Raw genomic sequence first — 24,542 nt, forward strand, 5'->3', positions numbered from 1 at the left:
TGCATCCCGCCAAGGGAAGGAAGGCCGCGCATGTTCTTTCTGAGCGACATGCTGAACCGGAAAATCAATCTGCCGAAGCCGTCCGAGGCGCTGCCCGGCCGCGCCAGGGCGATCGCGACCGCGCCCAGGCACTTTGTTTCGAAACGGCCGCTCAAGGGCCCCTATCCCGATGGGCTTGAGACGGCGATGTTCGGGCTCGGCTGCTTCTGGGGCGCGGAGCGCCTGTTCTGGCAGACCGAAGGCGTCTGGGTCACGGCCGTCGGCTATGCCGGCGGCATCACGCCCAACCCGACCTATCAGGAAACCTGCACCGGTCTGACCGGCCATGCCGAAGTGGTGCTGGTCGTCTTCGACCCGGAAACCGTCTCCTATGCCGACCTTCTGCGGCTGTTCTGGGAAAGCCACGACCCGACTCAAGGCATGCGCCAGGGCAATGATGTCGGCACCGCCTACCGCTCCGCGATCTACACATCGGGCGATGCGCAATTCCAGGCGGCGGGCGCTTCGCGCGAGGCCTACCAGGCCTCGTTGCGGGGTGCCGGCCACGGCGGTATCACCACCGAGATCGCACCGGCGCCCGCCTTCTACTTCGCCGAAGCCGACCATCAGCAATATCTGGCGAAAAACCCTCACGGCTACTGCAACCTCAAGGGGACCGGCATTGCCTGCGCCATGCCGGCCGCCGCCTCCTGACGGCCAGGGCAATTCCAGGAAAAGTGCGAAGCGGTTTCCCAGGCAAAGCGCATGGCGCTCTGCCAACAGGAATTGCGTCAAAACACGAAGTTAGAGCGGTTCGGCGTATCCGTGAAACGATGAACCGCTCTATCGCGCAAGGATCGGACTGCTGCACGGCCTGCCCGTGGCACGCTTTTCCAAAAGGTCAAAATTCCGCGTGAATTTTGTTTCGGGCCGTGCCAGATTGCCGCCGAGCGGGAGGAAATACACTCCTGGCTGACGTCGCATGCCTGCCGCAGAACCGGGCGGGCAGGCGAGGCGTAACGGAAAAAATAACCGACAGGGTGTGGATCACATGAAACGTATCGTTCTCGGCCTCCTGGCCGCAACCGCAATGGTTCTTCCGGCTTTCGCCGCCGATGTCCAGCCGGCCATCCTCTATGATCTGGGCGGCAAGTTCGACAAATCCTTCAACGAGGCCGCCTACCATGGCGCCGAGAAGTTCAAGGCCGAGACCGGCACGCCCTATGTCGAATTCGAGGTGTCCAACGCCTCGCAGCGCGAGCAGGCGCTGCGCCGCTTCGCCGAGGACGGCCACAACCCGATCGTCATGGCCGGCTTCGCCTGGGAGGACGCGCTGAAGAAGGTCGCGGCCGAATATCCCGATCTCAACTTCGCCATCATCGACGATGCCGTCGACCTGCCCAATGTCCGCTCGCTGGTGTTCAAGGAGAATGAAGGTTCCTACCTCGTCGGCATCATGGCCGCGATGGCATCGAAGTCCAAGAAGGTCTCCTTCATCGGCGGCATGGACATCCCGCTGATCCGCAAGTTCGAATGCGGCTATGTCGGCGGCGCCAAGGCGGCCGGCGCGACCGAAGTCATCCAGAACATGACCGGCGACACGCCGGCGGCCTGGAACGATCCGGCCAAGGGCGGCGAAATCGCCAAGACGCAGATCGACCAGGGCTCCGACGTGGTCTACGCTGCGGCCGGCGGCACCGGCGTCGGCGTGCTGCAGGCGGCGGCTGATGCCGGCAAGCTCGGCATCGGCGTCGATTCCAACCAGAACGGCCTGCAGCCCGGCAAGGTGCTGACCTCGATGATGAAACGCGTAGACGTTGCCGTCTACACCGCCTTCATGGACGGCAAGAACGGCACCTTCAAGGGCGGTCTCGAGAACCTCGGCCTCAAGGAAGGCGGCGTCGATTATGCCATGGACGACAACAACAAGGCGCTGGTGACCGACGAGATGAAGGCCGCCGTCGAAAAGGCCAAGGCCGACATCATCGCCGGCAAGATCCAGGTGCACGACTATACGGCTGACAACGCCTGTCCGTATTGATCGGCAGACACCAGTTTGCGAACCGCCGGGCCTGTCCCGGCGGTTTTGTTTTTGGGGGCTGGAGGTTGGGGCAGGCCAGTGGCAAAGGACAGCGTCGGGAGCGCCCTATGCGATTATCCTGGAGGTCGAGGCAGGAACGCACTGCCCGTCGACCAAACCCCCACGAGGTAGCCCAGCGCGAAGACCGCGATCAGCACGATGGCGATGACGGCGCCGCGCCGGCCGCCAAGCGAATGCACGCCGATGCCGTTAGGCCGGCGCTCCAGACTGCGGATCACCGGCGTTGATTTCGACCCGTCCAGCCCAACACTGCGCATCTGCGGCAACTCGGCGAGGCGTTGCGTGACCAGCGCCCAATGATTGGCGGGCAAGGCGGGTTTTTCGACGCGGTCGAAAACATGCATGCGTTCGGCAAGCCGCACCACCGCGTCGCGGAAGGCAGGATCGATCTCCAGATCGCGCTCTGCCCGTTCACGCTCGGCATCGTTCATCAGGCCGAGCACATAGTCGCCGGCCCGTGCGATGCGATCGCTTTCACTGGCCATGGCTCCCGCCCCCTCCCCTACCAGTGCGGCGGCTTGGTCACAGGCACATCGGGTGCCGCCTGTTCCTCCAACGCCAGGAAGCGTTCGGTCAGCGCGTCAAGCTTGCGCTGCATGCGCTCGATCACCGTCCACTGCTCGGCGATCTGGCCCGACAATTCCTCGATGGTCTTCTCCTGCTCGGCGGCGCGGATTTCCAGCGTCGTCAGCCGGTCGGCGGGCATGGTCATGCAAAGTCCCCAGTTTCGTACCGCGATGCCTTGCGCCACAAGTGTCAAAGCGGCTTCGCCATATTAGCGAATGTGAGAGCGTCGGCCACGTTCGAAATTGACAAGCGCGCGGGGATTTGTCGAGAGTGGGCTCTGCTCGGGCCAATTGGCATGAGCGCAGCGTCATGCTAGGCATTTTGACCAAGCGATAAAAAAATAAGAGTGGGACAAGGCTGCATGGTGCAAGCGGCAATCGAACTGATTGGCATCAACAAGAGTTTTGGCGCGGTTCGCGCCAACCGCGACATCAATCTGGAGATCGCGCGCGGCACCATCCACGGCATTGTCGGCGAGAACGGCGCCGGCAAGTCGACGCTGATGTCGATCCTCTATGGCTTCTACCAGGCCGACAGCGGCGAGATCCATGTCGGCGGCAAGCCGGCTTCGATCAAGACACCCAATGACGCCATCGCGCTCGGCATCGGCATGGTGCACCAGCATTTCATGCTGGTCGACAACTTCTCGGTGCTGGAAAACATCATCCTCGGCGCGGAGAACGATGCTCTCCTCAAGAGCAGCATCGCCAAGGCGCGTTCGGAACTGGAGCGGCTGGAGCGCGAATACGGACTGGAGGTCGATCCCGACGCCATCATCGAGGAACTGCCGGTCGGCCTGCAGCAGCGCGTCGAGATCCTCAAGGCACTCTATCGCGGCGCAGAGATCCTGATCCTCGACGAGCCGACAGGTGTGTTGACGCCGGCCGAGGCCGACCACCTGTTCCGCATCCTCAGGCAGTTGAAGGAACAGGGCAAGACGGTGGTGCTGATCACCCACAAGCTGCGCGAGATCATGGCCATCACCGATACCGTGTCGGTGATGCGCCAGGGCACGATGGTGGCGACCAGGGAGACGAAGAAGACCACCGTCGAGGAACTGGCCGAACTGATGGTCGGGCGGCGCGTGCTCTTGAGGGTCGAGAAGGGCGAGGCGCAAGCCGGCGCCGTCAAGCTCGCGGTCGAGAAGCTGACCGTCAAGGATACGCGCGGCGTCACCATGGTCGACGACATCTCCTTCGACGTGCGAGCCGGCGAGATCGTTGGCATTGCCGGTGTCGCCGGCAATGGTCAATCCGAACTGCTGGAGGCGATTTCCGGCATCAGGCGCGCCGTTTCCGGCTCGGTCATGCTCGACGGCAAGCCGATCGACCTGACCGGGGCGGCAGATCCCGGCGAACTGCGCGACCGGGGATTGGCGCATGTGCCGGAGGATCGCCACCATGTCGGCCTGGTTCTGGCCTTCGAGGAGCACGAGAATTCGATCCTCGGCTATCACGACGACCCCCGCTATCTCAAAGGGCCGTTCCTCAACGTCGATGCCATCATGGCCGATGCCAGGGACAAGATCGAGAAATACGATATCCGTCCGGGCAATCCACGCCTGAAGACCGCCAATTTCTCCGGCGGCAACCAGCAGAAGATCGTGCTGGCGCGGGAGATCGAACAGGATCCCGGCGTGCTGATCGTCGGCCAGCCTACGCGCGGCGTCGATGTCGGCGCCATCGAATTCATCCACAAGCGCCTGATCGCCATGCGCGACCAGGGCAAGGCAGTGCTGGTTGTATCGGTCGAGCTCGACGAGATCCGCTCGCTCTCCGACCGCATCCTGGTGATGTTTGCCGGCCGCATCGTCGGCGAGCGCGGTCCGGAGGCGACCGAGGGCGAGCTTGGCCTGCTGATGGCGGGTGTCGAGCACCAGGAGGCCGCCCTTTGAGCACGCCTTACGCCAAATTGCCGGCCTGGGCCGACTATGGGCTGATCCCGCTGATCAACCTGTCGGTGGCCTTCATCGTCGCCGGCTTCGTCGTGCTTCTGGTCGGCGAAAATCCATTCCGCGCCGCCGTCATCCTGGTCGAGGGCGCCTTCGGCAAGGGAACAGGCATCGCCTTCACCCTGTTTTATGCCACCACCTTCATCTTCACCGGGCTTTCGGTGGCGGTGGCGGCGCATTGCGGCCTGTTCAACATCGGCACCGAGGGGCAGGCCTACATTGCCGGTCTCGGCATCGCCATCGTCTGCCTGTCCTTCGACAGCGTGCTGCCCTGGTGGCTGACCTTCCCGCTGGCCATCGTCGCATCGGCGCTGGTGGGCGCCTTGTGGGCGCTGATCCCCGCCTATCTGCAGGCCAGGCGCGGCTCGCACATCGTCATCACCACCATCATGTTCAATTTCATCGCCGCCTCGATCATGGTCTACCTGCTGGTCGGGCCGTTGAAGCCGGCCGGGTCGCAAGCCCCGCAAACCCGCAACTTCCTCGCCGGCGCCGAACTGCCGAAGCTCAACTGGATCATCGAACTGTTCGGCGCCAAGATCCGTTCGGCGCCGCTCAACGTCACCTTCCTGCTGGCGCTGGTCATGGCCTTCCTGGTCTGGCTGCTGATCTGGCGCACCAGGCTCGGCTACGAGATGCGCACCTATGGCCACAGCCCCAAGGCGGCGCGCTATGCCGGCATCTCGGAAACCCGCATCATCATCACCGCGATGATGATCTCGGGCGCGCTGGCCGGCATCATGGCGCTCAACCCGGTGATGGGCGACCAGCACAATGTCGCAATCGACTTCGTCTCCGGCGCCGGCTTCGTCGGCATCGCCGTGGCGCTGATGGGGCGCCTGCATCCGGTCGGCATCGTGCTGGCGGCGATCCTGTTCGGCATGCTCTATCAGGGCGGCGCCGAACTCGCCTTCGAGATGCCGGCCATCAGCCGCGACATGATCGTCATCATTCAAGGCTTGGTGATCCTGTTCGCCGGCGCGCTCGAACACATGTTCAGGCCCTATATCCAGGTCCTGTTCGCCTCGTTCAGTCCGCGGTCGGTCGGCATGGAAGCGGTCAAGGGAAAGGGCGCCTGAGATGGATCTTCTCAACGCTGTCGTCCAGGTTCTCGACTCCACCATCCGCCTTTCGGTGCCGCTGCTGCTCGCCTGCCTTGCCGGCCTCTTCTCCGAGCGGTCCGGCATCTTCGACATCGGGCTGGAAGGCAAGATGCTGGTCGGCGCCTTCGCCGGGGCCGCCGCGGCCTCGGTCTTCCACTCAGCCTTTCTCGGCCTTGGCATGGCCATCCTGATCTCGGTCGCCTTCGCCATGGTGCACGGCTTCGCCTCCATCACCCATCGCGGCAACCAGATCGTCTCCGGCGTGGCCATCAACTTCATCGCCGCCGGATCGACCATCATCCTGGGCCAGGCCTGGTTCCAGCAGGGCGGGCGCACCCCGGCCCTGCAGCCGAGCGAACGGTTTGAATCGATAACGGCTGATGTGATCTCGAACTTCCTGTCCACCTACAGCTTCAGCACCGCAAGCCTCGCCGATGTCCTGGCTTCGATCCGCGGGCTCATCCTTTACCTGCCGGCGCTGCTGTTCGATGCGCTCGCCAGGATCCCCGGCTTCGGCCCGGTGTTCGCCGAGCTTGTGCTTGGTCATTCCATCCTCGTCTACTTCGCCTTCGCGATGGTGCCGTTCACCTGGTGGGTGCTGTTTCGCACCCGCTTCGGCCTCAGGCTGCGCGCCGTCGGCGAGAACCCGGCCGCAGTCGACACCGCCGGCATCTCGGTCGCCTGGCTGCGCTATCGCGCGCTGATCTGCACCGGCATCCTGACCGGCATCGCCGGCGCCTATCTGTCGATGGTGCAGAATGGCGGCTTCGTGAAGGACATGACCGCCGGCAAGGGCTACATCGCGCTCGCAGCACTGATCTTCGCCAAATGGAAGCCGGTCAACGCCATGTTCGCCTGCCTGCTGTTCGGCTTCCTCGATGCCGCGGCAATCCGCCTGCAGGGCTCGCCGCTGCCGATCATCGGCAAGGTGCCCGTGCAGTTCATGCAGGCGCTGCCCTATATCCTCACCGTCATCCTGCTCGCCGGCTTCATCGGCAAGGCAATCCCGCCACGCGCCGGCGGCGTGCCCTACGTCAAGGAACGCTAATGCATGTCGCCCAAAAGTGACCTCGGTTTTGGGAGAACGACATGCACAAGACAAAAAGTTGAAGCGCGTCGCCTGGATCCGTTTCGACGCGACGCGCTTTAAGGGCCGACGGCTCGGCGCAAGGATGCGCCGGGTTTTGGACACGATCATCGGAGAGAACAACTGAATGTCGCATGATCTGTTCGAAGCGGCCAGGACCGCCATGGCCAAGGCCTATGCGCCCTACTCGAAATTTCCGGTGGGTGCCGCCTTGCGCACCGAGGACGGACGCGTCTTCACCGGCGCCAACATCGAGGTTGCCTCCTACCCGGAGGGCTGGTGCGCCGAGACGACAGCGCTTGGCCACTACATCATGGCTGGCGGCGGCAAGATCGTCGAAATCGCCGTCCTTGCCGAACGCATGGCCAAATGCTCGCCTTGCGGCGGCTGCCGCCAGCGGCTGGCCGAATTCTGCCAGCCGGACACAAAACTCTATCTCTGCGACAATACCGGCGTCGTCGAGACCGTGACCATGGGCGACATGCTGCCTTATGGTTTTCGCGGCGACATCTTGAAATGATGGGCTGGCTGCAATGACCGAAAAGGCGGTGGACCATCTTATCGAAAGGCTGGACGGGCTGGCGCCGTCGACGGCGCTGGTGCTGGGTTCGGGCCTCGGCGGGCTTGTCGACCGGATCGAGCATCCGGTACGCGTGTCCTATGCCGACCTGCCTGGCTTTCCCAGGAGCGGCGTCAGCGGCCATGCCGGCGAGGTCGTGGCGGGACTGTTTGCCGGCACGCCGGTGCTGATGCTGTCCGGCCGCGCCCATTACTACGAGCATGGCAACGCGGCAGCGATGCGCCCGGTGCTGGAAGTGCTCGCCGGCATCGGCATCACGAGACTGATCCTCACCAATGCCGCCGGTTCGGTCGATCCCGACATGTCGCCGGGATCGGTGATGCTGATCACGGACCACATCAATTTCTCGGGCACCAACCCGCTGATCGGCGAGCCGAGCGACCGCCGCTTTGTCGGCTTGACCGAAGCCTATGATGCCGGCATCCGCAAGGCCATCGAGCGCGCGGCCAAAGCGACCGGCACCGCATTGCACAAGGGCGTCTATATGTGGTTTTCCGGCCCGTGTTTCGAAACGCCGGCCGAAATCCGCATGGCGCGCGTCATGGGCGCCAACGCCGTCGGCATGTCGACCGTGCCGGAAGTCATTCTCGCCCGCTTCCTCGGGCTGCGCGTCGCCGCCTGCTCGGTCATCACCAATCTGGCCGCCGGCATGACCGGAGCCGAGCTTTCACACCAGGAGACCAAGGATATGGCGCCGGTTGGCGGCTCGCGGCTGGCAACGGTCCTGCAGCGCGTGTTCCGCGACGGACTGCTGGAGAGCTGATGCTTCCCCAGGAAATCATCCGCCACAAGCGAGACGGCCAGAGGCTGCCGGCTCGTGAAATCGCCGCCTTCATCGACGGTGTGACATCGGGCGCCGTCACCGATGGCCAGGCTGCGGCTTTCGCCATGGCAGTGTTCTTCAACGGCATGAACCGCGACGAGGCCGTGGCGCTGACGCTCGCCATGCGCGATTCCGGCGACGTGCTCGACTGGTCGGACCTGCCGGGGCCTGTCACCGACAAGCATTCGACAGGCGGCGTCGGCGACAATGTCTCGCTGATGCTGGCGCCGATCGTCGCCGCCTGCGGCGCCTATGTGCCGATGATCTCGGGCCGCGGCCTTGGCCATACCGGCGGCACGCTGGACAAGATGGATGCGATATCAGGCTATGTCAGCCAGCCCGACATCGCGCTGTTTCGCCGGGCGGTGCTGGAAACGGGCTGCGCCATCATCGGCCAGACCGGCGATCTCGCGCCTGCCGACCGCCGGCTCTATGCCATCCGCGACGTCACCGGCACCGTGGAATCAGTGCCGCTGATAACCGCCTCGATCCTGTCGAAGAAGCTGGCAGCCGGCCTGGGCTCACTTGTGCTCGACGTCAAGGTCGGCAATGGCGCCTTCATGGAGAAGTCGCGCGACGCGACCGCGCTCGCCAACAGCCTCGTAGAGGTCGCCAGCGGCGCCGGGCTGAAGGTTTCGGCGCTGATCACCGGCATGAACGAACCGCTGGCCTCGGCGGCCGGCAATGCCGTCGAAGTCCGCAACGCCGTCGACTTCCTGACCGGCCGTCTGCGCGACCGGCGCCTGGAGGATGTGACGCTGGCGCTGGCCGCCGAAATGCTGCAGTCGGCGGGACTGGTGTCGTCCAATCAGGATGGCCTGCGGCGCGCCACGGAAACACTTACCAGCGGCCGCGCCGCCGCCACCTTCGCGCGCATGGTGGCTGTGCTCGGCGGTCCCATCGATTTCATCGAGAAGCCGGAAAAGTATCTGCCGGAACCGGCAACGGAATTCGCGGTCAAGGCAACGGCGGACGGCTTCGTCACCGGCATCGCCACCCGCGACATCGGCCTTGCGGTGGTTGGCCTGGGCGGCGGGCGCACAAGGCCTGACGACAGGATCGACCCCAGCGTCGGCATCACCAGGCTGCTGCCCATAGGTGCGGAAGTCCATGCCGGAGATGCCCTGGCGCTGGTCCACGCCCGCTCGCCCTCTGACGCGGAGGCCGCCGCCGCTACTGTGGTTTCGGCCTATGCCATCGGCACTTCGAAACCACCGGCGGACAAAACCGTCATCCGGCGGATCCTGCCGCGCGGCTGACTACTGGACGAGCAGCAGAGTGCCGTTCTCGGCCTGGTATTTGCCGAGCCGGTTGAGGAAGCTCATGCCGATCAGGTTGGTGCGCAACGCCTTGTCGTCGAGCACGATGGCCTGCACGTCGTCGACGCTGATGCTGCCGATCTGCAGGCGATCGATCATCACCACGGCCGCCTTGATCGAGCCGTTGGCGGTGCTGACCTCGTGGCTGAAATCGGACGGGTTGAGCGACAGCCCGATCCTGCGCGCCGTCGACGTGTTGACCGCGACCAATGTCGCGCCGGTGTCGATCATGCCGTCGACCTGACGGCCGTTGAGTTTGAAGGTCGACGAGAAGTGTCCGCGCCCGTCCGCGGCGACGACGACCTTGCGGCCGGTCGGCAGCGGCGCCACGGGCTTGTCGGGAACCGACGCCAGATTGGCATCCGGTTGCGTCTGCGCCTCGGGCCTGGCCGTCACCGTCGATTTCAGCAGGTTTTCGAAAATCTGCGGATTCGATTGATAGACGACAGGGATCGATGCCGACGTACCGGCAAAGACGCTGAAGATGAGAAGCTTGCGCAGCATGGATCGGCCTTTGTTACCGTCGATCCTTTAACGCCGGATGGTGTTTGCCGCTTTAACGCGCCGCGAAACCATGTCTTTGCGTAAACGCTTGGTAAATCCTGCCAGGCAACTTTGCCTGTATTATTTCGTCCCGTACATGCGATCGCCGGCGTCACCGAGACCCGGCATGATGTAGCCCTTCTCATTCAGCTGCCGGTCGATGGACGCGGTGAAGACCGGAACGTCCGGATGCGCCTTGGTGAAGCGCTCGATGCCTTCGGGTGCCGCCAGCAGGCACAGGAAACGGATGTTGGTGGCGCCGCGCCCTTTCAGCTTGTCGATCGCCGCGATCGCCGAATTGGCAGTCGCCAGCATCGGGTCGACCACGATCACCAGCCGGTCGGCAAGATCGCTTGGCGCCTTGAAGAAATATTCGACCGCCTCCAGCGTCTCATGGTCGCGATAGAGGCCGATATGGGCAACGCGCGCCGCCGGCACCAAATCGAGCAGGCCTTCCAGCAAGCCGTTACCGGCGCGCAGGACAGAGGCGAACACGAGCTTCTTGCCCTCCAGCGTCGGCGCTTCCATGGTTTCGATCGGCGTTTCGATGGTGGTCGTCGTCAGTTCGAGATTGCGCGTGACCTCGTAGCCGAGCAGCAGCGATATCTCGCGCAAGAGCCGCCGGAAGCCGGCCGTCGAAGTCTCCTTCTTGCGCATGATGGTCAGCTTGTGCTGGACAAGCGGGTGGTCGACGACGGTGACGCCCTTCATGATGCTCTCCTGATGCGTGTCGCCCGAAACCGCGCGCATGGATCCTTTCGGACGTGTCGCGCTTCAAGCTATCTCGCCGAACCCTAGCGACAATGGACCGGCCAAGGAACCGCTTGGCCGCCGCCGACCACAGCTTTGTCGGAAGAAATCAGCGCGCCGCGCCGTTCAGCCGGGCCAGAAGTGCCGCCTTGGTCTTTCTGTCGACGAAGGCGGCCTCGATGGCGGTCCTGGTGACGGCTGTCAGCGCCTTCTCGTTCATCGAGAAATGCTCCGCCGCGATATCGTATTCGCGCTTCAGCGAGGTCCAGAAATAGGGCGGATCGTCGGAGTTCAGCGTCACCTTGCAGCCTGCCGCCTGCAGGGCGGGAAACGGATGATCGGCAAAACTGTCGAACACCTTGAGCGCGATGTTGGAGCCGGGGCAGCATTCCAGAACGATGCCTTCGTCGGCGATACGCCGGACAAGGTCCGGATTCTCGATGGCACGCACGCCGTGGCCGATACGGGAGGGCTTGATATGGTCGAGCGCCGCCTGCACGGTTTCCCACCCCGTCAGTTCGCCGGCATGGACGGTGATGCCGAGCCCGGCCTCGCGGGCGATCTCGAAAGCCCTGACATAGTCCTCCATGTCGCCCATGCGCTCGTCGCCGGCGACGCCGAAGCCGGTGACCAGCGGATGCCCGCAGCGCGCCGCGAAGCGCGCGGCCTGTTCGATCGACTCGACGCCGACATGGCGCACGCCGGTGACGATCATGCGGCCCTCTATGCCGGTCTTGGCCTTGGCGCGAAGCATGCCTTCGCCGAGCGCGTCCGTATAGGCCTTGGGCGACAGCCCGGCTTTCGTCGCATGGTCCGGCGAAGTGAACACTTCGGAGTAGATCGCCCCGTCGCGGGCAAGGCTGGTCAGATAGTGGTCGGCCAGCCGCGCATAGTCCTCCTCGGTGCGGAACAGGTCGGCGGAAAAGTCATAAGCGGCGAGAAACGAGGTAAAGTCGTGCCAAACGAAGGAGCCGTTCTGGATATAGGGCGAAGTGTCCTTGCCGTATTTCTGCGCCTGCCGGATGACGAGTTCGGGCGCCGCTGCCCCTTCCACGTGGCAGTGCAATTCCGCTTTCAAAGGCATTCAAACATCCCGTCGGTCAGTCCAGGTCTTGAAAACCCACCACCTGGAAGCGCGGCTGAACACCGCGCCTTAAACAATAGCGCCCACAGCATCGATCGGCTATGGTCCCGCCGGTTTTATGACGGATCAAAAAAATGTCAGTTGAGAGAACCACGGCCGCGGGCGGCATGGAAACCTCCTATGGTTTCAAGCGTGTGGGGGAAGGCGAGAAGCAGTCCCTGGTCAACGATGTTTTCCACAAGGTCGCCAACCGCTACGACCTGATGAACGATCTGATGTCGGGCGGCCTGCACCGGCTGTGGAAGGACGCCATGGTCACCTGGCTCAATCCACCGAAGCGCGCCGGCTGGAAGGTTCTGGATGTGGCCGGCGGCACCGGCGACATCGCCTTCCGCATCGTCGATGCCAGCCATGGCAACGCGCATGCGACCGTGCTCGACATCAACGGCTCGATGCTCGCCGTCGGCCGCGACCGGGCACAGAAAAAGGGCTTGTCCGGCAACACCGATTTCGTCGAGGCCAATGCCGAGGAATTGCCCTTCGCCGATGCCACATTCGACGCCTACACCATCGCTTTCGGCATCCGCAACGTGCCGCGCATCGATGTCGCGCTGAGCGAAGCGTTCCGCGTGCTGAGGCCCGGGGGCCGGTTCCTGTGCCTCGAATTTTCTGAGGTCGAGATGCCGCTGCTCGACAAGGCCTACGAAGCCTGGTCGTTCAACGCCATCCCCAAGATCGGCAAGATGGTCACCGGAGACGGCGAACCCTATGCCTATCTGGTTGAATCGATCGCGAAATTCCCCAACCAGCAGAACTTCGCGGCAATGATTTCCCGCGCCGGTTTCGATCGCGTTTCCTTCCGCAACTATTCCGGCGGCATCGCGGCACTGCATTCGGGCTGGAAGCTTTGAGGCTGCACCGCATTTCCCATCCTCGGTATAACTCGTGCCGGTCGCAAGGACCGGCCAAGGTGCAGCCATGAGCAGCGTCGGGGCTGGTTTCAGGCTCGCACGCGCCGGCTGGGTGCTGGTGCGCGAGGGTGTTATCGCCGCCTTGCCGGGCGAGGAACTGTCCGGCCTGCCGAAGTTCGGCTGGCGGCTGGCGCGGCTGTTCACCCGCCGCCGCGCTCTGGACTATGAGCGCAGCGACCGCTTGGCCAAGGCCGTGGTCAGGCTCGGGCCCTCCTATGTTAAGCTCGGCCAGTTCCTGGCGACACGGCCCGACGTCGTCGGCAACGACATGGCACTCGACCTCGCCATGTTGCAGGACAAGATGCACACCTTCCCGAAGGCCGAGGCGGTGGCGGCGATCCAGGCCTCGCTCGGGCGCAAGGTGGGCGATCTCTACGCTGAATTCGGCGACCCGGTCGCCGCCGCTTCCATCGCCCAGGTCCATACCGCCGAAACCATCCATGACGGCACTGCCACCAAGGTGGCGGTGAAGGTGATCCGGCCTGGCGTGCGCCGCCGCTTCTTTCAGGACCTCGAAAGCTATTTCCTCGCCGCCCGACTGCAGGAGAAGTACATCCCCTCCTCACGCCGGCTGCGGCCCGTCGAGGTCACCGAGACGCTGGCGCAGACCACCAAGATCGAGATGGATTTGCGTCTCGAGGCGGCGGCACTCTCCGAACTTGGCGAGAACACGAAGGATGATCCCGGCTTTCGCGTGCCCTCCGTCGACTGGGAACGCACCGGCCGCGACGTGCTGACCATGGAATGGGTCGACGGCGTCAAGATGAACAACATCGCAGGCCTCGAAGCCGCCGGCCACGACCTCAAGGCGATCGCCGCCAACCTCATCCAGTCCTTCCTGCGCCACACTTTGCGCGACGGCTTCTTCCACGCCGACATGCATCCCGGCAATTTGTTCGTCGAGGCCAACGGCACGATCGTCGCCGTCGATCTCGGCATTGCGGGACGCCTCGGCAAGAAGGAGCGCCGCTTCCTCGCCGAAATCCTCTACGGCTTCATCACGCGCGATTATCTGCGCGTCGCGGAAGTCCATTTCGAGGCCGGCTACGTGCCACGCCAGCACAATGTCGCGGCTTTCGCGCAGGCCATCCGTGCCATTGGCGAGCCAATCCACGGCCAGCCGGCCGAGACCATTTCGATGGCCAAGCTTCTGACGCTTCTGTTCGAGGTGACCGAACTCTTCGACATGGCGACCCGGCCCGAACTGATCCTGCTGCAGAAGACCATGGTGGTGGTCGAGGGCGTGGCGCGTACGCTCGACCCGGCCTTCAACATGTGGAAGACGGCCGAACCGGTGGTTGGCGGCTGGATCGCCGGAAATCTCGGCCCCCGCGGCATGATGGTCGACGCGCGCGACGGCGCCAAGGCGCTACTGACGCTCGCCCGCCAGGCGCCCGAGCTTGCCGCGCGCACCGACCGGCTATCGCGCGAGATCGACCTGATGGCCGAGCACGGCCTGCGCTTCGATGAGACCACCGCACGCGCCATCGGCAAGGCCGAAGCTCGCTACAGCCGCTCCGGCCGGGTGGCGCTGTGGGTGATCGCGCTGACGCTAGTCTATATCGCCTGGAAGATTCTTTAGGCCCGACCGTCGAGGCTTGGTCCGCAACTTGCGGCGATTTGATTGCATCGCTATCATTGCTATCGATATAGATGAGCAGAGTGCAATCAGATGGCAAGCATCACGATCCGCAACCTTGATGACGAGGTCAAGGAACTGCTGCGCCGATTGGCGGCGGAAAATGACCGTTCGATGGAAGAGCAGGCGCGGGTGATGATCCGGGCCGCTGTCGAGGGCCGATCAGGGCAGGCGGACCGCATCGAGCAGATCGAGCAGACGCTGCGTGCGCTGGCAGGTTCAGACCATCAAGCGACTGCGGCTATCGCGGCTTCCGGCAAGACGTCACCGCGTGGTTCCTTGTCCGGCAAGCGCATCCTGCTCATCATTGGCGGCGGCATTGCTGCCTACAAGGCGCTCGACCTGATCCGCCGGCTACGCGAGCGCGGCGCGGCGGTGCGGGTGGTGATGACAGCGGCAGCACAGGAATTCGTCACCACGCTCTCTGTCGGCGCGCTCTCGGCCGACCATGTCTTCACCGAACTGTTCGACCGCAACGATGAACACGATGTCGGCCATATCAGGCTGTCGCGTGAGGCCGACCTGCTGGTGGTGGCGCCCGCCACCGCGGACCTGATGGCCAAGCTCGCCAACGGCCATGCCAACGATCTTGCCTCGACCGTGCTCATCGCCACCGACAAGCCGGTGCTGATGGCGCCGGCGATGAACCCGAAAATGTGGTCGCATGCCGCAACACGCCGCAATCGCGCGACATTGGGCAAGGACGGCGTCAGCTTCGTCGGCCCGGCCAAGGGCGAGATGGCCGAGAGCAATGAGGCCGGCGAAGGCCGCATGGCCGAACCGCTGGAGATCGTCGCCGCGGTCGAGGCACTGCTCGATGCCGGCCCAAAACCGCTGGCGGGGCGCAAGATCATCGTCACCTCCGGCCCGACACACGAGCCGATCGACCCTGTGCGCTATATCGCCAACCGTTCGTCCGGCAAGCAGGGCCACGCCATCGCCGCGGCATTGGCAAGACTCGGCGCCGATGTGCGCCTCGTCTCCGGTCCCGTGAGCATTGCCGATCCAGCCGGCGTGAAGACCATTCATGTCGAACGTGCGCAGGAGATGCGCGATGCGGTCGAACAGCTTTTGCCCGCCGACGCCGCAGTGTTCGTTGCCGCCGTCGCCGACTGGCGCAGCGAGAATTCAGCCGGCGAGAAAATCAAGAAGGTGGCGGGTGAAGGCCCCCCGGTGCTGCGCATGGTGGAGAACCCAGACATCCTTGCCGGCGTCGGTCATCACAGCCAGCGGCCTGGCCTTGTCGTCGGCTTCGCCGCCGAGACGCAGGATCTTCTGCGCAACGCCGAGGCCAAGCTGAGGAAGAAAGGCGCCGATTTCATCGTCGCCAACGATGTGTCGCACGAGAGCGGCATCGGCCCTTCCGGCGTCATGGGTGGCGATCGCAACCGGGTGCGGATCGTGTCGAAGGCCGGCGTCGAGGAATGGCCTGAAATGACCAAGGACGAGGTGGCGAAGCGCCTCGCCGCCCTCATCGCCGAGCGGTTGAAAACAACAGTCGTTTGACGCGCAACGGATAAGATACGCGGCGCCTGTTGGACGCCGCGTACCAGATACCGCTCTGAGCCGTCAGTTTGACAAGAGTTCCGATGTGCGGGCGAGCGCCCCGCTGAAGCCGTTGAGCGGAATGGAAAAGCTCACCGCTTGCCCGGTATCGGCCGCGAAGGCGTCGATCTTCAGCGTGGTGCCGTTCTTGAGCAGCGGCGTGATATTGGCGTCGAACGCCACCGGCACCAGGCAGCCGACCACCTGGCAGGTGTTGAACGCCAGGCTGCCGTCCAGCTTCTGGTCGTCGATTGTCAGGGTGACACCCTTGGCGAGCGCCAGTCCAAACGGCAGGGCGAGCGTGCCGGTCGCATCGTCGCCGGTCTTGCTCGACAGCTCGATCGCCAGCAGCCGCTGGTTGCTCTGCTTGTTGAACTGCTGATGCGACAGGCTGCAGACCTTGGCTGTGCCCGATATCTGGCAATTGACCGTCCAGTCGCCATGGGTTTCGGACAAGGCCGATGCACCACCCGGCAGTTGCGGCGCATCGGCGGCGGGCGGCTTCGCCACCACCTTGTCACCCTTGGTCTGCGCGGCCATGGCCGGCAGACCGACAATGCAGGCCGCACTCAGCACTGCCGCGAAATACGCGTATTTCCTCATCAAGACCCCTCCCGCCCGGCTCGGTCCCGGGCCAGCTAGAAGCTGACCTTGAGAGACGCGCTGACTGCGTTCTGTTTCACCATTTCGCCGAAGGCGCCGTTGTACCTGACGGACATGCCGACGCCATTGACGCCATTCAGCTCAAGCCCGGCGCCAACCCGATAGAGCGGCGAATCGACCGTTTCCGTCAAGTGCAATGCGGGGTTGCCGGGCAGATTCTGCGCCGCCGCGAAACCGCCTTCGATTTCCCAGTCCTTGTTGGAGAACTCCACCCCGGCCTTTCCGTAGAGGCGAAGGCTGGCAATATCGCTGAGCGCGATGTCGGTGCCGATCTCGAGCGCGGGTGTCGCCGAATAGTATGTATTTGCACTGCCGTCGAAGTTGAAGGCGGCGACCGAGCCCTCTTCCTTTCCGGAAACGCGCAGCCAGCGCGCGTCGAACTGCAGAGTGGGCTGCAGGTAGAACGCACCCATCTGCTGGGTAAGGCCGAACCGCGCCGAGCCGCCGAACATGGCGGTTTTCTGGGTGTAGGTAACGCTGTTGCCGATGCCCGGCAGCATTTCCTCGTCCAGATAGTGCCCGTCCAAAGTCTCGCCGGGGATGAAGAACGCCGGATCGATGTGGGTGTCGCGTTCGCCGTTGAACGAACCAGTTCCGCCGCCAAGCGCAAAGTCGGCAAAATAGTTATGGTTGGCGTATTTGGCCAGCGCGTAAGCCTGCCAGGCTTCACCGGTGGTCTGTGAGAGCAATTGTCCGTTGAACCCGATCTTGGAATCGAACTCTGTACGCCCGATCGTGGCACCGAGAGACCAGTTCTGGCCGACCTCGCCGATGCCGCCAAGCGACATCGTCTTCAAGACGTCATCACGGCTTGTGGTTCCAGCACCCGCATCGCGGCTGTACTCGGCTTGCGGGCTGATCGACGCCCAGATGCAGCGGCCATCGGCGTTCTTGTAGGCTGGCACGCCGGTGCACGCGCGCGCCGCCTCCAGCATCATGTCGGTTTCGCGATTGATCATGTCGAACGTATGCACGGCATAGTGCGGCGTAAGCCGGGTCAACGCCTCGCCAATCTCTGCTTTGCTTGGCAAGAAGCGCACCAGATTGATCAGCCGCGCCATCGGATTGTCCGGGCTGGACGACGCCTCGACGTCATCGAGATATTGCGCCATCTGGTACACGCCCGGATCATTGACGCCGGACTGCGGATCGTGCGCGAGTTGCAGGAAGGTCTGGTTGTCGGTGGTCAGTACCAGATCGGTACCGTGTTCGACCTTGAATATGAAATTGAAGCCCGCCGCCGGATGGCCCACGGGCATCGTTGCCACGATCTGCGAATTCCCCGCCATGGAAGAGCCCGTGGCTATCGTATAGGCGGTAAACAGCTTGTCGATGGACAGGAAGTTGAGCGGCGCGGTGCCATCGAACTTGCCTGCTCCTGTCAACGCGAGAGCATCAGTGGTCTGGCTGTTGAGGTCGATGTCGGTAACGAAACGGCCGGAACCGTCCTGGGTAAATCCGCCGCCGACGCCGACCTTCGCAACCACGCCGATGCCCTGGTTGGTATACAACCCGTCATTGGTGTACATCCCGCCGCCGAGATTGATGGTCTTGAGCCCGACCATCGAGGCATCGGCGAAATTGTGGAAGCTGTTGTTGCCGCCGCCGAGATCGATGTTGCCGATGACGCGTCCGAGCGTGTCGCCCAGCGGCGAATTGTCGACATGGTCGTCACCCGAAGTGCCGGTGATGGCCAGCGGGCTGAAATCGTCGAGCAGGGATTCCAGGATTGCATTCGTCGGCACCACCGGACCTGGCGCCAGCAGGAACGTCTGGAACGCCTGGAACTGCGAAGCCTGAATCTCGAATGTCGGCGTCGCTCCCATCGCATAGAGCAGGCTGTGGTTGGTCAGCGTGTTGTTCGCGCCGCCGACGAGCATGGCCGCGACGCCGGTACCGGCGCCACCGATCGTGTATTGGCCGTTCAGGCTTATGGTGATGTTGCCTTTTGCGCCCTTGGCCGTGCTCTCACCATAGACGGCCACAGAATCCGCGCCCTGCGCGAACAGGCTGTCTCCGGCGGTCAGATCGACCGCGTGCGCATCACCGTCGCCGGTCGCGCTCTGTCCAAACATCGCATACGAACTCGCACCCTTCACCCAGACCTGGCTCATGGCCGTTGCCGACGCCGCCGCCGCGTCGCCGATGCCACCGCCGGATCCGGCGGCGCCGGTGGAGAGCGTGCCGGCCAGACCGCCGCCGCCGCCGACCGCCTGGGCCACGATGCCATGTGCCCGCTCGCCATCAGTGACGATCGCGCCATCTTGCTCGATGGTCACCGTGCCGCCATTGCCCTTGGCACCTGCAAACGTATTGAACCCGATGGTGTTGTTGTCGATGCCGCTGCCGCCATCCGCCGTGGCCCCGAAGCGCCCGAAGCCGGCGCCGCCGATGCCGCCGCCGCCGCCGACCGACTGCGCGATGATGGCGACCGCATCGACACCATGCGTGGTGATTGTACCGGTGCGGATCACGGTCACATCGCCGCCATCGCCACCGTTGCCACCAAGGCCGCCGATGCCGAGCGCGTTCGAGGTTTTGCCTTTTGCGTCGCCGCCCACACCGCCGCCGCCCCCGACCGACTGCGCCACGACACCATGCGCGCGGTCGCCAAAGGTTTCGATCGAGCCGGAAACCTCAACCCTGACATCGCCGCCATCACCGCCATTGCCACCCTTGCCGCCGAGGCTGAGGGCAAAGGAATCGGACCCGGCGAAGTCGGACGAAACCGTTCCGCCATAACCGCCGCCGCCGCCGATGGACTGGGCGAAGATGCCGTATGAGCCATCCTTGTGTGTGATGATCTCGCCATCGTTGGTGACGGTGACCTTGCCGCCATCGGCCTTGTTGTCGGGGCCGCCGATTACCGGGATCGGAATTCCGTTGGGTATGCTGGCGCCGCCACCGATTGTCATGTCCGCTTCCGATGCGCCGGTCGCGGCACCCGAAGCGCCGCCGCCGCCGCCGACCGACTGGGCAAAGATGCCGTGCGAGATATAGCCCAGCGTTTCAATCCTGCCGGAGTTGTTGACCTCGACCTCGCCGCCGGTGCTGCCGCTGCCGCCTTGGCCGCCGATATACATGGTGACTGCCGTCTCGGCCTTGCCGGTCTCCGTCGAGCCCGCGCCGCCCGCGCCGCCGCCGCCGCCCACCGACTGTGCGAAGATACCGTGCGAGTTGTCGTCCTGTGTCAGGATCGAGCCGCTCTTCAAGTTCTGGACGTGAACCTTGTCGCTGCTACCGCCGGCACCGCCGGCGCCACCGAGGCTTAGCGTGATGGCGATCTTCGAATCGTTGGATGACGTGCCCGACGCGCCGCCGACGCCGCCGGAGCCGCCGATCGACTGCGCCAGGATACCGTGGGAATTGGCCTTGTCGGTTTGAATGATGCCGCCGTTTTCGACATTGACCTTGCCGCCATTGCCGCCGACGTCACCCGCGCCGCCAAGCGACAGGTTTACCGCGACTTCACCGCCATCGCTCTTGCCCTTGCTTTCGCCGGCACCACCTGCGCCGCCGCCGCCACCGACCGACTGTGCGAAGATGCCGATTGAACGCTCCTGCTTGGTCCATATCGTTGCGCCGGCCATGTTGGAGACATCGACCTGGTTGCCATTGCCACCCTTGCCGCCCGCGCCGCCGAGCGAGCCGCCGATAGCGTAAGTACCGAGCACGCCAGAGCTGGACGATCCGCCGACCCCGCCGCCACCACCGATCGAATTGGCGCTGATGCCATAGGAATCGGCGCCGTCCGTGATGATCAGATTGCGGTTGGTGACCGAAACCGTGCCGCCGTTGCCGGCGCCGCCGGCGCCGAGCGCGATCGCCGCGCCGATACCAACCGAGGTTTCCCCGGCGTCGCCTTTGCCGACGATGTCCTCTTTGGTCGAAGCCGAGCCGCCACCGCCGCCGCCGCCGCCGATCGACATGGCGAGGATGCCGACCGAGTTGAACCCGCTCGTGCGGATCTCGCCCGAATTGTCGACCGCGACACCGACCTTGCCGTCGAAACAAGTGGCATTGCCGCCCGTATCCGCGGCGCAGGCGGCATCGTTGCCTTCGCCGCCACTGCCGCCGATGCTGACATTTGCGGTAACGCTGGTGCCGGCGGTGCCGCCGACATGAAATGCCTGCGTGTTTGTTGCACCGCCCATGCCGCCGCCGCCGCCGATCGATTGGGCAACAATGGCGGACGAATAATCGCCGTCGGTGGTCAGATTGGCGGAGTTCGTGACATCCACGGCACCGGATTTGTTGCCTGTGCCACCCGCGCCACCGACAGCAACATTGGCCGCGACGTTGACGCCATTTTCCGTGCCGAGATCGGCCGTCGCGCCATTGGTCGCCCCGCCATTGCCGCCGCCGCCGCCAATCGACTGGGCAACGATCGCGGCGCTCATGTCGCCGCCCGTTTTGATCGTCATGGCGTTGTGAACAGACACATCGCCACTGATGTTGCCCTTGCCACCGCCGCCGCCGATGGTGACCGTCGCATTGATACTGGCATTGACCCCGAAGCCGCCCGCGGCTCCCCAGGAATCGCCGCCATTGCCGCCGCTGCCCGCCACCGATTGTGCGAGGATGCCGATCGCGTTGGCGCCTTTGGTAACGATGCTGCCGCCGCCATTCATGCCGCTGTCGACGATGACGCGGTCGCTCTTGCCACCATCACCACCCCAGCCGCCAACCGTGACACCGAGTGAAACGCTGACCCCGGTGCTGGCTGCACCCGAAATCGTAGCGGCGCGGCCGCCATTACCGCCGCCGCCGCCAATCGACTGGGCGACGATGCCGCCGGAACCGGCTGCGTCCGTGTCGGCAATCAGGTTGCCATCGGCCCGAACCGTTACCTTGCCGCCATTGCCTCCGTTGCCGCCCTCGCCGCCCACGGCAACCCCGACCGAGGCGGACACGTAGAGACCGGCGCTGACCGCGCCTGAATAGGCCGAGCCGCCATTGCCGCCACTGCCGCCTACCGATTGCGCGAGGATGGCCTTCGAGCCCATGCCGCCGACATGGATGTCACCTTTGTGGGTAACCGTGACCTGGTTGCTGAGATTGCCATCGCCGCCACCGCCGCCGATCGCCACGGAAGCAGCGCCGAACACACCGACCGCAAACGTTCCGACAGATCCGCCGTTGCCGCCACCGCCGCCGACCGACTGAGCCAGGATACCGTGAGAGAGAGACCCCTTCGTCGTGATGTTGGTGGTGTTCTTGACCTCTGCCTCGCCTGCGGCACCGCCGGCCCCGCCTTTACCCCCGATGCCTACCGCGGCAAAGGCGCCGGCCGCCATCGCGAACCCGCCATCACCGCCCGAGCCGCCGACCGACTGCGCGAAGATGCCGATCGACATATCCCTGTCTGTGTTGATCTGGCCTGTGTTTTCGACATAGACCTTCTTGCTTCCACCGCCCGACGCGCCATCGCCGCCAAGCGAGAAGGACGGCCCGCCAATCGAGACGGCAAAGCCGCCTGAACCGCCGCCGCCACCGATCGATTGCGCCAGGATGCCGTGAGACTGGACACCTTCGGTGTGAACTGTCGCGCCATTGGTGACATCGACGGTCCAGCCCGCACCGCCGCCGCCGCCCTTGCCACCAATGGTGACGTTGGCACCGAGGCCGGCCGAGGCCGTGCCGCCGCCATTGCCGCCACCGCCACCGATCGACTGGGCGATGATGCCGGTGGAGCGGTCGCCCAAGGTGTGAATCAATCCTGAATGGATGCCGACCGTCACCGCCTTGGCATCGCTGGCCGTGCCGGCCTTGCCGCCAATGCTGACTGCAGCCACCAAACCTGCGCCATTCAACGAAAAGCCGCCATTGCCGCCGCCGCCGCCCACCGACTGCACGATGACGCCAGCCGAATCCGACTGATGGGTCGTGACATTGAGTGCTGTCGTCGAGAAGAATTTTGCCGTCCCGGCTTCGCCGCCCCCGGCACCTGAACCACCGATGCCTACGCTTGCATTGACGCTCAGGCCGAACTGGCCGCCGCCATTACCGCCACCGCCGCCGATCGACTGCACGATGATACCGGCTGACCTCTCGCGAAAAGTCTCGACCGAACCGTTATAAGTGGCTTCCGTCGCCACCCCCTTGCCGGCAGCGCCACCTTTTCCGCCCATGCCGAAGCCGGCAATCGCCGACAACGTGCCGGCAAAGCCGCCATTGCCGCCACCGCCGCCGACCGACTGTACGATCAGGCCAGCCGAATCCGCGCCGTCCGTGATGATCGATTGCATCGCGCCCTCGGCCGTGCGCAGCGTGACGGTATCGGCATCGCCGCCGCCTGCACCGTTGCCGCCGATCCCCACACTGGCGCCGAAGCTGGCAGCGCCGGAAAAGCCGCCATTGCCGCCGCCGCCGCCGATCGATTGGGCGACGATGCCTGTCGCGCGATCACCGGACGTGTTGACGCTGCCGCCGACCGTCGCGTCGACGACGCCGCCCTTGCCTGCAGCGCCGCCACTGCCGCCGACACTCACTGCCGCGGCTGTAGAGCCGGAAAGCGCAAAACCGCCATTGCCGCCGCCACCGCCGACCGACTGCACGAGCACGCCAATGGAATCGTCCCCGAGCGTGGTGACCTTGGCGTTCGCAACTTTATAGTTCACGCTGTCGCCGTCACCGGCGGCATTGCCCGAGCCGCCTACCGACACGCCCACCAAACCGCCGATGGCAACGGCGCCGCCGCCATTGCCGCCGCCGCCGCCAACCGACTGTGCGATGATGCCGCTCGCGGAACGGCCGTTCGTTTCAACGGTCACACCGGCGCCGGCTTGGTTGACGTTGACCACGCCACCCTTGCCGCCAGTGCCGCCACCGCCACCGATGGCGACCGAGATCGCGGGGGCTACGCCGATGGCATAACCGCCATTGCCGCCGCCGCCGCCAACCGACTGGATCAGGATGCCATGCGCGCCATCGCCGCCGTTTCCATCGACGCCGGTCTTGATGACGCCGCCAATATTGCCGGTGGCCGTACCGCCCTGGCCGCCGCCACTTGCCTTGCCACCGATCGAAACGAGACCGAATGCGCCGCCGCCATCGCCGCCGCCGCCACCAACCGACTCGACCAGCATGCCAATGGCGCCTAGGCCGCTGGTGGTGATGTTGCCGGTATTGGTACCCGTTGCCGTCCGGCCGTCATTGCCATCCGTACCCGCGCCACCCCCGCCGAACAGACCGAGGCCGCCGCCGCCATCGCCGCCGCCGCCGCCAACCGACTGCACGACCATGCCGCTGGCAAAATCTCCCCGGGTGGTAATGGTCCCAGAATTTATCCCCTCGGCATCGCCGCCGATTGTCGGCACACCGCCGTTGCCGCCCTCGCCGACGATACCGAAACCACTTGCGCCATCACCGGCGACACCGCCCGCCGAACGCACAAGCATGCCCTTCGAGAAAGTCCCATCCGTGGAAATGGAGCCGGCATTATCGCCTTTTGCGTCCCCGCCATTGCCACCGTTGCCGCCATCGCCGCCCTTGCCGGCACCGATCGCACCACCCAAACCGCCATTGCCACCGCGCCCACCGCTGGAATTGACGGTGATGCCGTTCGAATTGTTGCCATGCGTGATGATGTTGCTTTCGGTCGTGGTGGTGACGGTCGCCGTTCCGCCATCGCCACCTCGCCCGCCGACACCGCCCTTGCCGCCGACCGCGACGGCGAATGCCCATGCACCGTTACCGCCATCGCCACCGCTGGCGTCACCCGATATGCCGGGAGCATTGTCTCCTGATGTCTCAAGGGCTCCAGATGCATTGTTTGTTATATCGACCGTTCCGCCCTTCGCGCCGTCGCCGCCTTTACCGCCCTTGATCTCCACAA

Annotated in this window: 18 protein-coding genes; 11 read left to right on the forward strand and 7 right to left on the reverse strand. The window is 64.6% G+C overall.

Annotated elements, in window-relative coordinates:
• The first annotated feature begins 30 nt into the window (after positions 1-30).
• Complete coding sequence (msrA, locus tag FJ977_RS13155; protein ID WP_140771987.1) at positions 31-693, forward strand: peptide-methionine (S)-S-oxide reductase MsrA; 663 nt, start codon at positions 31-33, stop codon at positions 691-693.
• A gap of 337 nt (positions 694-1,030) precedes the next feature.
• Entirely contained in the window at positions 1,031-2,020 is a 990-nt protein-coding gene (locus FJ977_RS13160) for a BMP family ABC transporter substrate-binding protein (protein WP_140771989.1), read from the forward strand.
• A 113-nt stretch (positions 2,021-2,133) separates the two neighbouring features.
• On the opposite strand, the gene FJ977_RS13165 is transcribed toward FJ977_RS13160, so the two are convergent.
• Together FJ977_RS13165 and FJ977_RS13170 are read right to left on the reverse strand one after the other, a co-directional pair.
• On the reverse strand, positions 2,134-2,565 hold the full coding sequence (locus FJ977_RS13165; RefSeq protein ID WP_140771990.1) for a hypothetical protein: 432 nt from the start codon (positions 2,563-2,565) through the stop codon (positions 2,134-2,136).
• A 17-nt stretch (positions 2,566-2,582) separates the two neighbouring features.
• Entirely contained in the window at positions 2,583-2,792 is a 210-nt protein-coding gene (locus FJ977_RS13170; protein ID WP_056577711.1) for a SlyX family protein, read from the reverse strand.
• 216 nt (positions 2,793-3,008) lie between these two features.
• Between FJ977_RS13170 and FJ977_RS13175 the strand changes: the two genes are divergently transcribed.
• From FJ977_RS13175 to deoA, 6 genes are all read left to right on the forward strand, one after another.
• A complete protein-coding gene (locus FJ977_RS13175) occupies positions 3,009-4,541 on the forward strand; it encodes an ABC transporter ATP-binding protein (protein WP_140771992.1) in 1,533 nt (510 codons plus the stop codon).
• A complete protein-coding gene (locus tag FJ977_RS13180) occupies positions 4,538-5,677 on the forward strand; it encodes an ABC transporter permease (RefSeq protein ID WP_140771994.1) in 1,140 nt (379 codons plus the stop codon). The genes FJ977_RS13175 and FJ977_RS13180 overlap by 4 nt, the downstream gene beginning before the upstream one ends.
• 1 nt (position 5,678) lies before the next feature.
• Complete coding sequence (locus FJ977_RS13185; protein WP_140771995.1) at positions 5,679-6,749, forward strand: ABC transporter permease; 1,071 nt, start codon at positions 5,679-5,681, stop codon at positions 6,747-6,749.
• 166 nt (positions 6,750-6,915) lie between these two features.
• The gene (cdd, locus tag FJ977_RS13190) at positions 6,916-7,308 is read left to right on the forward strand and encodes a cytidine deaminase (protein ID WP_140771997.1); all 393 of its coding nucleotides are present in this window, start codon (positions 6,916-6,918) and stop codon (positions 7,306-7,308) included.
• Positions 7,309-7,321: 13 nt separating this feature from the next.
• Complete coding sequence (locus tag FJ977_RS13195) at positions 7,322-8,131, forward strand: purine-nucleoside phosphorylase (protein WP_140771999.1); 810 nt, start codon at positions 7,322-7,324, stop codon at positions 8,129-8,131.
• Complete coding sequence (gene deoA, locus FJ977_RS13200; RefSeq protein ID WP_140772000.1) at positions 8,131-9,450, forward strand: thymidine phosphorylase; 1,320 nt, start codon at positions 8,131-8,133, stop codon at positions 9,448-9,450. The genes FJ977_RS13195 and deoA overlap by 1 nt, the downstream gene beginning before the upstream one ends.
• Here the strand turns inward: deoA and FJ977_RS13205 are convergent, their stop codons facing one another.
• From FJ977_RS13205 to FJ977_RS13215, 3 genes are all read right to left on the reverse strand, one after another.
• Positions 9,451-10,014, reverse strand: a complete 564-nt coding sequence (locus tag FJ977_RS13205) for a TIGR02281 family clan AA aspartic protease (protein WP_140772002.1) — start codon at positions 10,012-10,014, stop codon at positions 9,451-9,453.
• Between the two features lie 120 nt (positions 10,015-10,134).
• Positions 10,135-10,764 carry a uracil phosphoribosyltransferase gene (gene upp / locus FJ977_RS13210; protein WP_010911460.1) on the reverse strand — a complete coding sequence of 210 codons (630 nt, stop codon included), beginning with the start codon at positions 10,762-10,764 and terminating at the stop codon, positions 10,135-10,137.
• Between the two features lie 148 nt (positions 10,765-10,912).
• Positions 10,913-11,887: an adenosine deaminase gene (locus FJ977_RS13215; RefSeq protein WP_056577727.1), complete on the reverse strand. Its 975-nt coding sequence runs from the start codon at positions 11,885-11,887 to the stop codon at positions 10,913-10,915.
• A gap of 134 nt (positions 11,888-12,021) precedes the next feature.
• Between FJ977_RS13215 and ubiE the strand changes: the two genes are divergently transcribed.
• The 3 genes from ubiE to coaBC all read left to right on the forward strand — a co-directional run bounded on the left by ubiE (position 12,022) and on the right by coaBC (position 16,003).
• Positions 12,022-12,798, forward strand: coding sequence for a bifunctional demethylmenaquinone methyltransferase/2-methoxy-6-polyprenyl-1,4-benzoquinol methylase UbiE (gene ubiE / locus FJ977_RS13220; protein ID WP_056577729.1), 777 nt, complete (start codon positions 12,022-12,024; stop codon positions 12,796-12,798).
• Positions 12,799-12,865: 67 nt separating this feature from the next.
• Complete coding sequence (gene ubiB / locus FJ977_RS13225) at positions 12,866-14,440, forward strand: 2-polyprenylphenol 6-hydroxylase (RefSeq protein ID WP_140772003.1); 1,575 nt, start codon at positions 12,866-12,868, stop codon at positions 14,438-14,440.
• Between the two features lie 90 nt (positions 14,441-14,530).
• Positions 14,531-16,003, forward strand: coding sequence for a bifunctional phosphopantothenoylcysteine decarboxylase/phosphopantothenate--cysteine ligase CoaBC (coaBC, locus tag FJ977_RS13230; protein ID WP_210243837.1), 1,473 nt, complete (start codon positions 14,531-14,533; stop codon positions 16,001-16,003).
• 63 nt (positions 16,004-16,066) lie between these two features.
• Here the strand turns inward: coaBC and FJ977_RS13235 are convergent, their stop codons facing one another.
• Both FJ977_RS13235 and FJ977_RS36665 read right to left on the reverse strand, forming a co-directional pair.
• The gene (locus tag FJ977_RS13235; RefSeq protein WP_140772005.1) at positions 16,067-16,645 is read right to left on the reverse strand and encodes an invasion associated locus B family protein; all 579 of its coding nucleotides are present in this window, start codon (positions 16,643-16,645) and stop codon (positions 16,067-16,069) included.
• A gap of 35 nt (positions 16,646-16,680) precedes the next feature.
• On the reverse strand, positions 16,681-24,540 hold the full coding sequence (locus tag FJ977_RS36665; RefSeq protein ID WP_281406819.1) for an autotransporter outer membrane beta-barrel domain-containing protein: 7,860 nt from the start codon (positions 24,538-24,540) through the stop codon (positions 16,681-16,683).
• Positions 24,541-24,542 lie beyond the last annotated feature (2 nt).

The organism is Mesorhizobium sp. B2-1-3A (genome assembly GCF_006442655.1).
Classification (GTDB): domain Bacteria; phylum Pseudomonadota; class Alphaproteobacteria; order Rhizobiales; family Rhizobiaceae; genus Mesorhizobium.

Bases quoted from the DNA above. Each gene is read 5' to 3' on its own strand.
- msrA (WP_140771987.1), top strand. From the start codon at position 31: ATGTTCTTTCTGAGCGACATGCTGAACCGGAAAATCAATCTGCCGAAG.
- FJ977_RS13160 (WP_140771989.1), top strand. From the start codon at position 1,031: ATGAAACGTATCGTTCTCGGCCTCCTGGCCGCAACCGCAATGGTTCTT.
- FJ977_RS13165 (WP_140771990.1), bottom strand. From the start codon at position 2,565: ATGGCCAGTGAAAGCGATCGCATCGCACGGGCCGGCGACTATGTGCTC.
- FJ977_RS13170 (WP_056577711.1), bottom strand. From the start codon at position 2,792: ATGACCATGCCCGCCGACCGGCTGACGACGCTGGAAATCCGCGCCGCC.
- FJ977_RS13175 (WP_140771992.1), top strand. From the start codon at position 3,009: ATGGTGCAAGCGGCAATCGAACTGATTGGCATCAACAAGAGTTTTGGC.
- FJ977_RS13185 (WP_140771995.1), top strand. From the start codon at position 5,679: ATGGATCTTCTCAACGCTGTCGTCCAGGTTCTCGACTCCACCATCCGC.
- cdd (WP_140771997.1), top strand. From the start codon at position 6,916: ATGTCGCATGATCTGTTCGAAGCGGCCAGGACCGCCATGGCCAAGGCC.
- FJ977_RS13195 (WP_140771999.1), top strand. From the start codon at position 7,322: ATGACCGAAAAGGCGGTGGACCATCTTATCGAAAGGCTGGACGGGCTG.
- deoA (WP_140772000.1), top strand. From the start codon at position 8,131: ATGCTTCCCCAGGAAATCATCCGCCACAAGCGAGACGGCCAGAGGCTG.
- FJ977_RS13205 (WP_140772002.1), bottom strand. From the start codon at position 10,014: ATGCTGCGCAAGCTTCTCATCTTCAGCGTCTTTGCCGGTACGTCGGCA.
- upp (WP_010911460.1), bottom strand. From the start codon at position 10,764: ATGAAGGGCGTCACCGTCGTCGACCACCCGCTTGTCCAGCACAAGCTG.
- FJ977_RS13215 (WP_056577727.1), bottom strand. From the start codon at position 11,887: ATGCCTTTGAAAGCGGAATTGCACTGCCACGTGGAAGGGGCAGCGGCG.
- ubiE (WP_056577729.1), top strand. From the start codon at position 12,022: ATGTCAGTTGAGAGAACCACGGCCGCGGGCGGCATGGAAACCTCCTAT.
- ubiB (WP_140772003.1), top strand. From the start codon at position 12,866: ATGAGCAGCGTCGGGGCTGGTTTCAGGCTCGCACGCGCCGGCTGGGTG.
- coaBC (WP_210243837.1), top strand. From the start codon at position 14,531: ATGGCAAGCATCACGATCCGCAACCTTGATGACGAGGTCAAGGAACTG.
- FJ977_RS13235 (WP_140772005.1), bottom strand. From the start codon at position 16,645: ATGAGGAAATACGCGTATTTCGCGGCAGTGCTGAGTGCGGCCTGCATT.